Genomic DNA, 14,066 nt, shown 5'->3' on the forward strand with positions numbered 1-14,066 from the left:
GTTGCATAAAAAGCAGCTATTAAGCACTAATGCTATAAAATTTAGTTAAGGTTTTAACTATGAAAATCGGTATTTTATCTCGTAACAGAAAGCTATATTCAACACGTCGTTTAATCGAGGCTGCAGAGTCTCGTGGGCACGAAGTGAAAGTGATAGACGCACTTCGCTCGTACATGAATATAAACTCTGAACAGCCAGAAATTCACTATCGCGGTGAAAACTTAAAAGATTTCGATGCCATTGTGCCGCGTATTGGCGCATCGGTAACATTTTATGGCTGTGCCGTTTTACGCCAATTTGAAATGATGGGGGTATACCCTGTAAACGAATCTGTGGCTATTTCTCGTTCACGCGATAAATTACGCTCATTGCAGTTATTGTCACGCAAGGGCGTAGGCATGCCTGTTACAGGTTTTGCGAGTAAACCTGATGACGTGAAAGATTTACTCGAAATGGTTGGCGGTGCACCGGTTGTGATTAAATTACTAGAGGGCACACAAGGTATTGGTGTTGTACTTGCTGAAACGCGCAAAGCTGCTGAAAGTGTAATCGAAGCTTTCATGGGCTTAAAAGCCAATATTATGGTTCAGGAATACATTAAAGAAGCGGGTGGTGCGGATATTCGCTGTTTTGTGTTAGGCGATAAAGTAATTGCAGCGATGAAGCGCCAAGCGCAAGAAGGTGAGTTCCGTTCAAACCTTCACCGTGGCGGTAGCGCTACACTAGTTCGCATTACGCCTGAAGAGCGTAAAACCGCCGTTGCTGCAGCAAAAGCTATGGGCTTAAATGTAGCGGGTGTAGATTTACTTCGCTCATCTCGTGGGCCTCTAGTGATGGAGGTTAACTCATCACCAGGTCTTGAAGGTATAGAAATAGCAACAGGTAAAGACATTGCGGGCATGGTGATTGATTTCATTGAAAAAAATGCCTCAATCAAAGGAACAGCAACTCGTGGCAAAGGTTAAAATTAACCGTCCTTTCACTTTATTAGGTGAAAGCATTGGTGTTGGTGAACGCAAAACGTTAGCTTTAGAAGCTGCAAAGCTTTATACCCACTCACCCCTTAATATACCTATAGAGGTTGTTAATGGCGTAATGGAAGGCCCAGTATTGATGGTATGTGCCGCTATTCATGGTGATGAGTTAAATGGTGTAGAAGTTGTACGTCAATTACTGGCTAAAATAGATCCAAGCCAGCTACGTGGCACGCTTATCGCGGTACCCATTGTTAACGTGTTTGGTTTTATTCATAAGTCGCGCTATTTACCCGACCGTCGTGACATGAACCGCAGTTTTCCAGGTTCTGAAAGAGGGTCGCTAGCGGGTCGTATGGCGTATATGTTTTTTAATCAAGTTGCAGTGCATTGCACACATATTATTGATTTACATACGGGGGCTATACACCGAACAAACTTGCCACAAATACGTGCAAATTTGGCGGATGAAGCTACGGCGCAGATGGCCAAAGCCTTTGGCACCCCAGCAGTAATAGATGCGTCATTGCGTAATGGTTCATTAAGAAGTGAAGCGGCGAATTTAGGCATACCGGTTATCACTTACGAAGCGGGTGAAGCGCTGCGTTTTGATCCCATAGCAATAGCCGCAGGTGTACAAGGTGTTGATTATGTAATGCGTCATTTAAAAATGATGCGTGGTAAACGCCCTAAAAAAATACCTGAGCCTATCATTGCGCGTTCAACAAGTTGGGTGCGTGCTGAAGTAGATGGTATTGTGCGCGCTCAAGTTTCGTTAGGAGAGCGTGTTACAAAAGGGCAAGTACTGGCGTTTATAAGTAGTCCACTTGGTGATTCTGAGCTAGAACTGCGTGCGCCACGAAGTGGGATTATTATAGGTCAGCAAACTATGCCATTAGTAAATGAAGGCGATGCTGTATTCCACATTGCTTACTTTGCAAACGACAATAGCGTGGTTGAGCAGCAGCTAGAAACATTTATTGATGGAATAAATGATTTAGAAGATGAGCTAAAAACTGCAGAGCTAAATAACTAATACTTAAGCAATTAGTAAAAAGCCGTTTTAATCATTAAAGCGGCTTTTTTTATATAAAAATTATGACTTTTTAGGGCCTATAATACGTTTAACAGCAAGTGCTTTTGATGGTTTAGGCTCTGCGTTTAAAACGAGTACAGGGCGCGTAACAAATAAATTATTAGGGTAAATGACGCGGTGCCCATCAATATGTTCAAGGACGACATTCATTAAGCCCATTTCGACAATTCGCCCTTCAATATGGTTTGCGCCATCAACAATGCGTACCCAAAAGCCAACACGGCAGTCGTTTTGAATAAACATTAATAAAAACGCGGTCAGGTTACTTAATAATGACCATGCTGCAAATAGCGCTACACCTAACATTGCAAATAGTGACGAGCCCAGAACCAATAATCCTCTTAGTTCAATACCCCAAAATACCAGCACTAAACACAACATGACAAAGGCAAGAATAATTTTAAGAAGTAACTCTGCGCGGTATTTACGGTGCAAATCAACTTTACCTTTAATGGCTTTTTCAAGTAGCTTTTTAGTTAGCTTTAAAAGCACTGGAAACAGTAACAAGGCAATAATGGTGACTATAAGTTTATATTGATTGGTGAGTAATTCTAAAACATCTAAAAATTTCAAAAGAGCGCCTTTTGCAGTTATGTGACAATTAAAAGTAGTAAATAAAGCAACGTGTTAGATGAGTCTTAACTAGCTTAAAGGCCTTAGTTTAGCGTGTTATTTTGGTGCTAAGTAGCTATTTAAAAAGATTTTTTTACACTGACAAGCCACTGTACAGAGTCGACATCGTCGGCGCTATCTATGGGGGCGGCTATATCAAGGTGGATCATAGTTCTTGCATTTGCTCTACTTGGTGCTAGGCGCAAACCAACGCCTACATTTTTGAGAACATGATTATTTTCACCATTTGTTTGGTCATTAAACCATGCCCTACCAATATCTATAAAGCCTGCGCCACCTACTTTAAATAGTTGTAGCAAATCGTACTCCCAGTAATAGCGTTTTTCTAGGCTCACTAAAAAGCTACGGTCGCCATGTTGATAATCCATAGGGTAACCACGCAGGCCTGTCTCGCCACCTAAGGTAAGCTGTTGGTCGGCTGTTAGGTTTTTTGCATATTGTACGCGACCTTTGACATACCAAGACTGATCAACACTCGTATTTAGATAATATTGTACTTGCGAAATTGCTTTAAAATTTTCGAGTTGTTTTTGTTCTTTGTTCCAAAATCCCTCTAGGTTTGTGCTAAAACGCCAAAGCGTATTATCGCCAGAAAAATGCGCTGTTTTAACATTAAGCGAATACACCAAGCGGCTATCGTCATTACTTAATGACTCATCTGAGTAACCGAGTAATGCTTGTGCATTCCAGCCTAGGTTTAAATCTTCAGTGCGATAAATACTGTCAAAATTTCGTACTTTAATAAAATTATCCTCAAACCAATGGCCGCTAATATAGGGATAACTGTAGCTTCTATCTTTAGCTAAAGGCTCAAACGTGTTTTGAATAGCAGTAAATGTATGCTGCTCATCTACATAACCTAAGCTAATTCGCTGGGTCCAGCTATTACTTAATGCTTTAGAATGACCAATAAAAATGCGATTGAGATCGGTTGTTTGATCAAATTCACTAATTTCTTTACCGCGCCGATATAAGGATTCTTCTCGTTGTTCTGAGTAGCTTAAAATACCGTAGCTGTAAGGTGTGTCTATGGCATAAAATGGATAAGTAAGCTCAAGTAAATGACGCTTTCCATCGCTGTTATCGGCATACTCTACGCGACCACGGTAACGGCTAGAAAAAATATTAGGATCGTCGTAAACAAATAAATAACCGCTGCGGTCGCTGTCGGTTGTGCGAGAAAAAGACAACCTTTTACCCCAGCCAAACAAGTTTGATTCTCTAAAACCAATGCTCGATTTATTTTCGCCTCCGCTACGGCTAAAGTTTATTTCTGGTAAGAGCGTCCATAAATCACGGGTAATTACTTTAACATCTATATCGCCATCACAGTTTTCTGTTGCGCTAATTTGTGCGTCGTATAGGTAGTTTTCTTTTCGCAGCAGGCGCTCCGATTCAGAAAGCTTTTTAGCATCGTAAAGATCGCCAGAGTTAAAAAGCAGTAAATTTTTAATTACCTCAGGCTCAGTTTGAATGTGTGCGCGGTTAGCAAATCTAAACAGTGCGTTATTTTCTTCTTCAAGGTGGGTATTAAATACGTTGAGTTGCTCAAGCGTAATGGTGGCAATTTTTGCATTTGGTTTTGTAGCAACGAGAAGCGTTTCATCGCTGAGTTGGCGACGTAGTTTTTCTTCGCTCAAATTTATTGATGACTCAAGAGGACAGCTACCAATGTTTGAAGGAAATTGCTCAGCAAAGGCGCAAGGCATTAATAAAAAAAGACAAATTAACCCACCACAATAGGGCGAAAACCACGTATTACTAACCATTAAGCCTCTTATCTACTGCGTAGCAAACGACTACCGTGATATCAGCTTACATCATTGTTATTTAATTGTAAGTAAAAAGCATGGGTGTTAACAAAATAATTAATTTAGCTTAAGTAATAGGCCAGCGCTGCTAATAAGTGCTCAGCTTCAGGCCCTTCGCCGTTAATCCAAATACTTTGACTGTAATGCTCGTAATTTAAATTAAACGTTTGTTGGCTATAAGAAAAACGTACCTGATGCCTATCCGCTCCCGCCGAATACTCGCTAATAGCGATATCGTCTGAATGTAGGAATAAGGTACTCCACAGCTCAAAGTCTTCATCGTGTGGCGGCTCTGTTGGGGTAATGATGATGCATTGGTGCGTGTGGTCGTAATCTATTTTGCTCATAATTGGCTTATTGTGTGGCTAAGTAGTTGCGAATTGCTGTTAAAAAAGCTCCGCCGTATTTGTTTAACTTGGTAAAACCAACGCCTGACACTTTTAAAAACTCACTGTCGTTCGTGGGCATTAGCTGCGCCATTTCGGCTAACGTTTTATCATTAAATACCACATACGGTGGCACATCGTCGGCATCTGCAAGTTCTTTACGTAATGAACGCAAGCGAGCAAATAGTTTTTTATCGTAATTAAATTGCGCTAGCTTATCTTGATATACGTGTTTTGCTTGTAAGCGAGGTTCAGCTAATTGCAGCGCGTATTCGCTTTTTAATATAGCACGGGCGGCTTCGGTCAAGCGCAAAGAGGCGCCTTGTGTTATATCTTGGCTTAGTAATCCTTGGTGGATTAATTGGCGTAAAATACTTAGCCAAAACTCACTGCTTCTGTCTTTACCTATGCCGTAAGTGCTCAACTGATGGTGGTTGTTATCGCGAATACGACTCGTATTGGCGCCACGTAATAGCTCTACAATGTATCCTAAACCAAATCGCTGTTCAGCTCTGTATACACACGAAAGCGCTTGTTGGGCAACAAGCGTACCATCAAAGCTTTTTGGTGGGTTTAAGCAAATATCACAGTTACCACATTGCTCGCGTTGGTATTCACTAAAGTAGTTAAGTAGTATCTGACGGCGGCACGTTTGTGCCTCAGCAAAGCTTGCCATGGCATTAAAGCGCTGCTCTTCTACACGGCGACGTTGTTCGTCGTCAATATCTTCAAAAAAGCGCCTTACACGGCCTATATCGGCAGGGTCAAAGTACATAATTGCTTCGGCGGCTAAGCCATCGCGTCCTGCTCTTCCTGTTTCTTGATAGTATGCTTCTATACTTTTGGGAATGTCGTAGTGCAAAACAAAACGTACATTGGGCTTATTAATCCCCATACCAAAAGCCACGGTTGCCACCACTATTTGAATATCGTCACGGGCAAACCCTGTTTGCACAAACTGGCGTTGTTCGTTGCTCATACCTGCATGGTAAGCGGCTGCATTAAGGCCTGCGTCGGCAAGTTTTTCTGCTATGTCGTCAACACGCTTTCGGCTAGTACAATAAATAATGCCACTTTGGTTTTTTTGTTCTTTCAAGTAGCGTAATAGTTGCACCATAGGTTTAAATTTCTCTTCTATGGTGTAACGAATGTTAGGTCTATCAAAGCTGCCAGTATGAATGTAAGGCTGCTGAAGTTTTAACTGTTCAACAATATCAAAGCGTGTGGCTTTATCGGCCGTCGCTGTAAGGGCCATCATAGGCACGTGGGCAAAGCGTTGCTTAAGTTCGTTTAAGCGAAAATAATGCGGTCTAAAATCATGACCCCAATGCGACACACAATGCGCTTCATCGATCGCAAATAAGCTAATTTTTAAATGCGATAATCGCTCTAAAAAATCACGTTGTAATACTTTTTCGGGGGCTACATACAATAGTTTAATTAGCCCTTGGTGAAGTTGCTGATAAACACGTTGTTGTTCTTCGCGAGCTAGGCTGTTATTAACATATGCCGCTTTTACACCCAAAGCTTGAAGCTGCGCGACTTGATCTTGCATAAGCGAAATAAGTGGCGATATAACAATGGTCACCCCTTCAAGAACTAACGCCGGAATTTGATAACACACAGATTTTCCGCCACCAGTGGGTAGCAAAACAAGTGTGTCCTGAGCATTTAAAGCGGCATCAATAACGGCTTTTTGGCCATCTCGAAACTCGCTGTAACCAAACACTTGCTTGAGGACAGTCTCGGGTTTTCGCACTAAGGTGCTTGAAGGTAGTGTAGATGTATTCATTGGCGGGTATTTTAGTGTTTTTTTTATAAGATGTCTTTAGCTTTACGCTCGTAGTTTTAAACAAGGTATGTTTTACTCGATGTACCTATTAATATCAGAGAATAATAATGAATAAAGAAATGTTAATTGAACAAATGGGAGCGCTATTCGTAAATGGTATGCCGTTTAATCAATTTTTAAATATATCGGTAGAATCACTTAGCCCAGAACAAGCTAAAATTACATTCCCGTGGCAGGATGTTTTTATAGGTAACCCAGCCCAAAAAATTCTTCATGGTGGGATTATTTCAGCGGTGCTCGATAACGTCGGTGGTATGCTCGCAGCGGCGAGTGTGATAGATAAGCTGACCGATTTAGATATGAACAGTGTACAAAAAAAATTAGCAACACTGGGCACTATTGATTTACGCACCGATTATTTGCGCCCAGGAAAAGGGGATGTGTTTACCGCCAGTGCCACGCTTATTCGTTCGGGTAATAAAGTGTGCGTGTGCCGAATGGAATTACATAATGAGCAATCTGTACAAATCGCTTTTGGCACGGGCACGTATTTAGTTGGATAAAACCTATTTGGCGAGTAAACTGGCGACCTTTTAAATCACTAAGTGTTTACTATGCCAATTGTTACCGAGCAGCGTAAAGGCGCAATATTTGCCTGTCTTGCTTTTGTTATGTGGGGTCTTGCTCCCATTTACTTCAAGTTAATACAACATGTGACTGCATTTGAAATATTAATGCATCGTGTTGTGTGGTCAGTCGTATTTTTAATTTTAGTGGTGAGTGTTCTAAAGTACTGGCGTAAAATTAAGCACATTATAATACAGCCCAAACTGATGCTAATGCTGGTTGTCACCTCGGGGCTACTTGGTTTTAACTGGGGATTATTTATATGGGCGATTAACAATAACCATATGCTCGATGCAAGTTTAGGCTATTACATAAATCCTCTGTTAAATGTTTTATTAGGCATGCTTTTTTTAGGTGAACGCCTCCGAAAATTTCAAGGTGTGGCTGTTGGGCTTGCGTTCTCGGGTGTGATATTACAGTTGGTGAGTTTTGGCTCGTTCCCTGTTGTTGCTTTTTCACTCGCGATATCGTTTGCACTTTATGGCCTGTTACGAAAAAAGCTTCCTGTTGAGGCGTTGCCGGGCATTTTGCTCGAGGCGTTAATATTACTACCAGTGGCGTTGGTTTATTGGTGGATGATGGCACCTTCTGCTACTTCAAGCCTGCCAAATAACGATTGGCTTACTAATTTACTTCTTATTAGTGCTGGTATTGTTACCACATTGCCGCTGCTTTGCTTTACAGGTGCCGCTAAGCGCTTGCAATATACAACCCTAGGCTTTTTTCAATATATAGGGCCTAGTTTAATGTTTATACTTGCTGTGGTGTTTTACGATGAGGTATTTGATACAGAAAGGCTTATTACCTTTGCATGTATTTGGAGTGCTCTGGCTATCTTTAGTTGGGATTCTTATCATCAATCACGTAAGCGTAAAAAAGCGGCCATTACAGCCGCCGAAGTTGCTTAACTATTTATTTAGCTAGTTACTTGGTTGCGACCAGCTTCTTTAGCCTCATAAAGTTTTTGGTCGGCCTGTTTTAATAATGTATCCATTTGATAAACGGGCCCGCCAGAAAAGCCTATTGAAATGGTCAGTTTTATTTTTTCTTTACTAAACTCTTGGCTGTTATTTTCTACAAAATACCTAAACCCTTCCAGTATCTTCAGTGCTTCTGGGGTGTTTTCATCAGCAAAGTAAACGGCAAATTCTTCGCCACCTAAACGCGCGACTAAATATTTTTCAAAGTATTTTTTAAAGCAAATAGCCAGCCCTTTTAAAACCTGATCGCCTGCATCATGGCCATATGTGTCGTTAATAGATTTAAAGTGGTCTATATCAATCATAGCCAGTGAGCCGTTTGCCTTTTTAAGGCTGAGCGCTTTTAAAGACGTATTTGCTTGCTCAAAAAAGTAACGACGATTAGGTAGGTCAGTAAGGTAATCCGTATTCGCTTGGCGCTTAATTGTGGCTATTTGTTGAAGCATGTCGACGTTTTGGCTTAGCCTGCAATATAACTCTTCGTTATTAAAGGGTTTATGGAGGTAGTCATTTGCGCCATTTTTTAAAAATAAAGTAGATAGCTCCGACGAGTCAGCGCCTGAAATACCAATAATTGCTTTTTCGTCGTTATTGTATAATCTGCGAATTTCACTGCATAACTCATCGCCATTCATGTTGGGCATCTCGTTGTCAGTGATGATCACTGAAATGTCGGGTGACTTTGCCAACATTTCAAGTGCTTGCTTGCCATCCTCAGCTTCAGATACTTGATATTTATGACGTAACAATAAGCTCACAATATAGTGGCGGGTAGATATAGAATCATCAACAACTAATACTTTTACACTTTCGTTGCGAGGCAAACGCTTAAGTTGTTTTTCAAGGTATTGATAAGCTTGTTTATTTTCTTTTATTATGTAATCAATTATTGGGAATTTTTCAACAGTATCACGTGTTCTTTTATCAATGCTACCCGTCATGACAATGGTAGGGATTTCTGCGTTAATTGTGCACGGTACTGCTTCACCATTAGGCGCATCAGGCAAAATAAAATCTACAACAGCGCAAAAGTAATTATTTTGACTAATTAGTATTTTTGTTTGTGCTAACGTTTCTGCTACATCTACTTCGTAGCCTACTTTTAGCGCTATATGTTTCTGCACAAGCGCTATAGCAGGTGTATCTTCAACTATTAATATTTTTCGCTTCACGGAACACCCAGTTTATATTATGCAAAAAAATTGCTTAATACACTTTGTAACTGTAAAAGCGCCAAAAAGCAAATAGCTGAGTGTGTTATAGGCTATCTGATTCTGAATAACGTTCATGATTTATTGGCGCAGGGCTCGATATTTTTGAGCGGCCAAATAAGGTATGAAACTTCGTTTTACAAGTAGTGAGCTTTAGGTATTTCAGCCATGCTCGTTCAATCGGATTAGTGGGTTCTTGTGAGCCAGTTACTACGGCTACAAAATTTTCTTGGTGCTCATTTTGTGGTTCAATCGTCTTACTATATAAACCTTTTAAAACAATGCCATGTTGTTCTAGTATACTGGCTTCTAATAAGGTGAAATTTCCGCTGCGGCTGAAACCACGTGGAAAATTTTGATCATCATAAAATTGACGTTGGCTAACAAATGCTTGGCGTAGTAGTGAAATGTTAATGCTCATAGCTATATCCTCATACCCTATTAATTAGTTGGAGTATGATGCAAGTTTGGCAATTTTTTAAACAAGTTATTTTTATCGTGAGGATAAAAAAGTGGATATCGATTTATTAAAAACATTTGTTGAAGTAGTGCGCACGCGTCATTTCGGTAAAGCCGCAGAGAACCTCTATATAACGCAATCGGCGGTTAGCTTTCGTATTCGTCAATTAGAGCAAGGGCTTGGTGTTAATTTATTTATTCGCCAGCGTAATAATATTCAATTAACAGCGCCTGGTGAGCGGTTATTACCTCATGCGCAAATGATCATAACAGGCATGCAGCGCGCCAAAGTAGATGTAGCCCTTGCTGATAATATGCATAAACAAATTAGCTTGGCAGGGACGCCTAATATTTGGGATGCCTTTTTGCAGTTTGGTATTACTAATATTGTGTCGGCTATGCCTGGAGTCTCTTTGGTGGCTGAAGTTAAAGCTCAACAAGAAAGCACGCGACTATTGCTTGAGCGCACGCTTGATTTAGCCATTTTATTTGATCCACCAAAAGTAGATGAGTTAGTTGTTGAGCGTATTTGTGAACTGCCTATTATTCCTGTAAGTGGGTATGACACTGCAACAAACGAAAACTTTTTTGATAATCAGTACGTGTATGTTGACTGGGGAACGACATTTTCACTTTGGCATGCACGCCAGTTTACCGGTAAAACGCCTCCTTACTTTAGAACAAGTACCGGACGAATTGCGTTAGATTTAATACTACAATGTGGTGGTAGCGCATTTATTCCACATGTTTTGGTTGAGCAACATTTAGAAAATGGTGAATTATTTCATGTAAAAAATGTAGAAAATACGTCAAGAGATATATTTGTAGCCTACCATAGAGATAACGAACAAAAGGAACTGATAGAAACACTCATAAATTTACTACCTACTATTAAGGCACATGCTTAGTAATTGGGTTTTAAGTGGGTACATATTTGTATGATTGATGTTCATGTCCTTTTGATTTCATAAATAATGCAGTTTTATTAACTTTAAAAGTCAAAAATATTTCATTTGTAATATTTCTGTCATTTAGTGGTGACAAACTGCAGTCGTTTTAAAAATTAGTCTTTTGTGATTATCCAAGGAAATAACATGAAATTTGTAAAATCGAGCTTATGCTTAGCACTATTAAGTGGTTTATCTTTTAATGCACTTGCCGATGTAGACATTTACGGTAAAGCGAATGTAACAGTGCAATCATCTGATGACGGCGAAGGATCTTTTACTGAGATAAAAAGTAATGCATCTCGTCTTGGTGTTAAAGGTTCTGAAAAAATAAATGATAGTTTAGAAGCGGTATATAAGTTTGAGTTTCAAGTTGATGTGTCTGATGCTGATTCAAAAGGCGATAACGACGACAATATTTCTGCGCGTAACCAATACGTTGGTTTAAAAGGTGCGTTTGGCCAAGTGGTTATTGGTCGTAACGATACTGCGCTTAAACAATCTCAAGGTAAGTTAGACTTGTTTAACGACCTTGAAGGCGATATTAAAAATGTATTTAAAGGTGAAAACCGTTTAGGGAATACTGTTAGTTATTCATCAAACTCATACGAAGGTTTTAAAGTACTTGCTACTTTTGTAGCTGAAGATGATGTAGACGCTGATAACGGTTACTCAATGGCGGTTACTTACGGTGACGTGGCACTTAAAAAGAGCGCAGTATATGCCTCTATCGCAGCCGATAGTGAAGTAAATGGCTACGATGTAGTACGTGCGTCAATCCAAGGTAAAGTTGAAGACTTTAAACTCGGTGCTATGTACCAAACTCAAGAAAAAGTAGACGGTTCAGCTGAAGGTGACGGTTACTTATTAAATGCAGCATACAGCATGGGTAAAAACACGTTTAAAGTTCAGTACCAAGCAATGGACTTTGACGATAGCGATGATAAAACAGCTATTTCAGTGGGTGTGGATCACAAGCTTAACAAAAACATTAAAGTATTTGGCTTTTACTCAAGCTTTGATATGGACAACAACGTAGACCAAGATTACTTAGGTTTAGGTATGGAATATAAGTTTTAACGACGAGTTAAAACACTCCCTTTTTAACCGCGCTGTAATTAGCGCGGTTTTTTTTGCTTTAAATTATTTACTTACCCGCCCATAATAGAGCTTCATTTGGAATGAGGTGCAATTCCTCAACTGTTCCCGCAACTGTAATTAGCGCTATGCTTTAAGTCAGATACAAATCAATTTTTAATGAGCGGGCCTACTCATGCTAAATTTAATGTACTCCTTTTTGGTGGTTGCATTACAAGTGGGTACTCGTGTCTAGGACAGAGTATTGCAAACTAAAGCACCATTATTAAACGTTCAAAATCTCTCGTGGGGAATAGCAAATAAACCTATTCTCAAACACATTAATGTGCAAATACCTGAAGGTAAATTTGTGGGCTTAATTGGCCCTAATGGTGCAGGTAAGTCGAGTTTACTGCGTTGTTTATATCGTTTTAATAAGCCTAATGAAGGGGTTATAGAGTTTAATAACCATGATATTTGGCAGCTTAAAAGTGATGAATATGCAAAGTGCGTTGCTGTTGTTTTACAAGAGGCGCCATCGCATTTTAATTTGTCGTTATTTGATGTTGTGGCTCTTGGCCTAACGCCTCATAAATCGTTATTTAGCTCTACATCGCAAAGCGAAAAACAACAAATCACTCTAGCTATAAAAACGGTAGGGCTTGAGCTGCATACAAATCAAAATTTTGAATCGCTCTCTGGGGGCGAAAAGCAGCGGGCACTCATTGCACGTGCTATTGTTCAGCAACCTCAGCTGTTAATTATGGATGAGCCCACTAGCCACCTTGATGTTAAGTACCAAATACAGGTTATGGAGCTGGCAAAGTCTCTTGGTGTTACAGTATTTGCTTCGTTTCATGATCTTAATTTGGCTAGCGCTATGTGTGATGAGCTTGTCGTCATTAAAAATGGAGAAATAACGCATACCGGCTCTCCTGCAGAGGTACTGACTGAGCACATGCTTGATGATGTATTTGGTGTATGCGCTCAGGTTAGTAACCATCCTCAAGAATCTCAATTGGGTAAAGTTACGCCTCATATTACCTACTTTTATGGTTACAAATAATATGTTAGCAATGCATGTACGCCATTCAGTTGCACTGATTATTTGCATTACTATTGCCTTAGTAAGTTTATTTTTAGCATTGAGCTTTGGTGCTGCAGATACCTCAATACAGGATGTATTTAACAGTTTTATTTATTTAAATGATGCTTCATTCACCAGCCGTATTATTTTTGAATTAAGAATGCCCCGTACATTATTGGCGTTTTTAGCCGGTGCCGGGTTAGCTATCGCTGGGCTAATTTTACAAACCGTGACACGTAACCCACTAGCAGATCCTTACTTATTCGGTATATCGTCAGGTGCTTCGTTTGGTGTAGTTGTACTTATGGCATTTGTGGGAATTAGCGCAGGTTTTATGCTTTCGGCCGCAGCCTTGCTTGGTAGCTTATTAGCAATGAGCTTACTTATATTAATTGCCACAAGGCAGCAGGGCGGGCAAGTTGAGTCTATGTTACTTGCTGGTGTTGCACTCTCGTTTTTATTTAGTGCATTTACGAGTTTGTTGCTTTATTGGAGCGAGCCGCAAGCCGTTGCAGCTATTTTATTTTGGACCTTAGGAAGTTTTGCACGTGCCCAGTGGGCAACGCTTTGGATACCCTTTTTAGTGATTACACTGTGCACCTGCGTAATGATTAGTTTTAGGCGCCAGCTTAATGCCATGTTATTAGGTGACGAAAGTGCCATAACCCTTGGTGTTAAAGTGCATCGATTTAGGTTGCTGATGCTAATTTTAAGCTCATTAATAACCGCTGTGCTGGTGGCAATGTGTGGCGGTATTGGTTTTGTTGGATTAATGGTGCCACATATTGTGCGCTTTTTTATTTCACAAGGAACCGTTGCAGGGCTATTAATAACAAGCTTAGTAGGAGGTACATTTATGGTGTGGGTCGATGTACTGTCTCGTTCTTTACTTCAAAATCAAGAGTTGCCAGTAGGGGTGATCACGGCCGCTATGGGGAGTGCGTTTTTCTTAAGTTTACTCTTTTTTAGAAAGTCTAAGGTGTAGC

At 40.2% G+C, this 14,066-nt stretch carries 14 protein-coding genes and 1 riboswitch; of the genes, 8 read left to right on the forward strand and 6 right to left on the reverse strand.

Annotation, left to right across the window (positions count from 1 at the left end):
• Positions 1 to 59 precede the first annotated feature (59 nt).
• A complete protein-coding gene (rimK, locus tag CWB65_RS03220) occupies positions 60 to 965 on the forward strand; it encodes a 30S ribosomal protein S6--L-glutamate ligase (RefSeq protein WP_138739870.1) in 906 nt (301 codons plus the stop codon).
• Entirely contained in the window at positions 952 to 2,010 is a 1,059-nt protein-coding gene (locus tag CWB65_RS03225) for a succinylglutamate desuccinylase/aspartoacylase family protein (protein WP_006793167.1), read from the forward strand. The genes rimK and CWB65_RS03225 overlap by 14 nt, the downstream gene beginning before the upstream one ends.
• Positions 2,011 to 2,070: 60 nt before the next feature.
• Here the strand turns inward: CWB65_RS03225 and CWB65_RS03230 are convergent, their stop codons facing one another.
• The 4 genes from CWB65_RS03230 to recQ form a co-directional block, all read right to left on the reverse strand.
• On the reverse strand, positions 2,071 to 2,643 hold the full coding sequence (locus CWB65_RS03230; RefSeq protein ID WP_138739871.1) for a mechanosensitive ion channel domain-containing protein: 573 nt from the start codon (positions 2,641 to 2,643) through the stop codon (positions 2,071 to 2,073).
• Between the two features lie 119 nt (positions 2,644 to 2,762).
• Complete coding sequence (locus tag CWB65_RS03235; protein ID WP_491062389.1) at positions 2,763 to 4,412, reverse strand: BamA/TamA family outer membrane protein; 1,650 nt, start codon at positions 4,410 to 4,412, stop codon at positions 2,763 to 2,765.
• 164 nt (positions 4,413 to 4,576) lie between these two features.
• Positions 4,577 to 4,861: a DUF3630 family protein gene (locus tag CWB65_RS03240; RefSeq protein WP_138739873.1), complete on the reverse strand. Its 285-nt coding sequence runs from the start codon at positions 4,859 to 4,861 to the stop codon at positions 4,577 to 4,579.
• A gap of 7 nt (positions 4,862 to 4,868) precedes the next feature.
• The gene (gene recQ / locus CWB65_RS03245) at positions 4,869 to 6,692 is read right to left on the reverse strand and encodes a DNA helicase RecQ (RefSeq protein WP_008128967.1); all 1,824 of its coding nucleotides are present in this window, start codon (positions 6,690 to 6,692) and stop codon (positions 4,869 to 4,871) included.
• 107 nt (positions 6,693 to 6,799) lie between these two features.
• Between recQ and CWB65_RS03250 the strand changes: the two genes are divergently transcribed.
• Both CWB65_RS03250 and rarD read left to right on the forward strand, forming a co-directional pair.
• Positions 6,800 to 7,255, forward strand: coding sequence for a thioesterase family protein (locus tag CWB65_RS03250; RefSeq protein WP_171047556.1), 456 nt, complete (start codon positions 6,800 to 6,802; stop codon positions 7,253 to 7,255).
• A 51-nt stretch (positions 7,256 to 7,306) separates the two neighbouring features.
• Positions 7,307 to 8,227, forward strand: coding sequence for an EamA family transporter RarD (rarD, locus tag CWB65_RS03255; RefSeq protein ID WP_010556565.1), 921 nt, complete (start codon positions 7,307 to 7,309; stop codon positions 8,225 to 8,227).
• Positions 8,228 to 8,235: 8 nt separating this feature from the next.
• Here rarD and CWB65_RS03260 read toward each other — a convergent pair whose 3' ends face one another.
• Both CWB65_RS03260 and CWB65_RS03265 read right to left on the reverse strand, forming a co-directional pair.
• Positions 8,236 to 9,471 (reverse strand): diguanylate cyclase, encoded by a 1,236-nt coding sequence (locus CWB65_RS03260; RefSeq protein ID WP_138739874.1) that lies wholly within the window; start codon positions 9,469 to 9,471, stop codon positions 8,236 to 8,238.
• Between the two features lie 85 nt (positions 9,472 to 9,556).
• Positions 9,557 to 9,931 carry a MaoP family protein gene (locus CWB65_RS03265; protein ID WP_008128975.1) on the reverse strand — a complete coding sequence of 125 codons (375 nt, stop codon included), beginning with the start codon at positions 9,929 to 9,931 and terminating at the stop codon, positions 9,557 to 9,559.
• A 91-nt stretch (positions 9,932 to 10,022) separates the two neighbouring features.
• On the opposite strand from CWB65_RS03265, the gene CWB65_RS03270 reads away from it, so the two are divergent.
• The 4 genes from CWB65_RS03270 to CWB65_RS03285 all read left to right on the forward strand — a co-directional run bounded on the left by CWB65_RS03270 (position 10,023) and on the right by CWB65_RS03285 (position 14,065).
• On the forward strand, positions 10,023 to 10,877 hold the full coding sequence (locus CWB65_RS03270) for a LysR family transcriptional regulator (RefSeq protein WP_008128976.1): 855 nt from the start codon (positions 10,023 to 10,025) through the stop codon (positions 10,875 to 10,877).
• A gap of 186 nt (positions 10,878 to 11,063) precedes the next feature.
• Positions 11,064 to 11,996 carry a porin gene (locus tag CWB65_RS03275; protein WP_008128978.1) on the forward strand — a complete coding sequence of 311 codons (933 nt, stop codon included), beginning with the start codon at positions 11,064 to 11,066 and terminating at the stop codon, positions 11,994 to 11,996.
• A gap of 47 nt (positions 11,997 to 12,043) precedes the next feature.
• A riboswitch (cobalamin riboswitch) is annotated at positions 12,044 to 12,182 on the forward strand.
• A gap of 76 nt (positions 12,183 to 12,258) precedes the next feature.
• Entirely contained in the window at positions 12,259 to 13,059 is an 801-nt protein-coding gene (locus CWB65_RS03280) for an ABC transporter ATP-binding protein (RefSeq protein ID WP_008128979.1), read from the forward strand.
• A gap of 1 nt (position 13,060) precedes the next feature.
• Positions 13,061 to 14,065, forward strand: a complete 1,005-nt coding sequence (locus CWB65_RS03285; RefSeq protein WP_138739875.1) for a FecCD family ABC transporter permease — start codon at positions 13,061 to 13,063, stop codon at positions 14,063 to 14,065.
• Position 14,066: the final 1 nt, after the last annotated feature.

This window comes from Pseudoalteromonas sp. S554 (genome assembly GCF_005930865.1).
GTDB classification, from domain to species: Bacteria; Pseudomonadota; Gammaproteobacteria; order Enterobacterales; family Alteromonadaceae; genus Pseudoalteromonas; species Pseudoalteromonas marina.

Bases quoted from the DNA above. Each gene is read 5' to 3' on its own strand.
- rimK (WP_138739870.1), top strand. From the start codon at position 60: ATGAAAATCGGTATTTTATCTCGTAACAGAAAGCTATATTCAACACGT.
- CWB65_RS03235 (WP_491062389.1), bottom strand. From the start codon at position 4,412: ATGCCTTGCGCCTTTGCTGAGCAATTTCCTTCAAACATTGGTAGCTGT.
- CWB65_RS03240 (WP_138739873.1), bottom strand. From the start codon at position 4,861: ATGAGCAAAATAGATTACGACCACACGCACCAATGCATCATCATTACC.
- recQ (WP_008128967.1), bottom strand. From the start codon at position 6,692: ATGAATACATCTACACTACCTTCAAGCACCTTAGTGCGAAAACCCGAG.
- CWB65_RS03250 (WP_171047556.1), top strand. From the start codon at position 6,800: ATGAATAAAGAAATGTTAATTGAACAAATGGGAGCGCTATTCGTAAAT.
- rarD (WP_010556565.1), top strand. From the start codon at position 7,307: ATGCCAATTGTTACCGAGCAGCGTAAAGGCGCAATATTTGCCTGTCTT.
- CWB65_RS03265 (WP_008128975.1), bottom strand. From the start codon at position 9,931: ATGAGCATTAACATTTCACTACTACGCCAAGCATTTGTTAGCCAACGT.
- CWB65_RS03275 (WP_008128978.1), top strand. From the start codon at position 11,064: ATGAAATTTGTAAAATCGAGCTTATGCTTAGCACTATTAAGTGGTTTA.
- CWB65_RS03285 (WP_138739875.1), top strand. From the start codon at position 13,061: ATGTTAGCAATGCATGTACGCCATTCAGTTGCACTGATTATTTGCATT.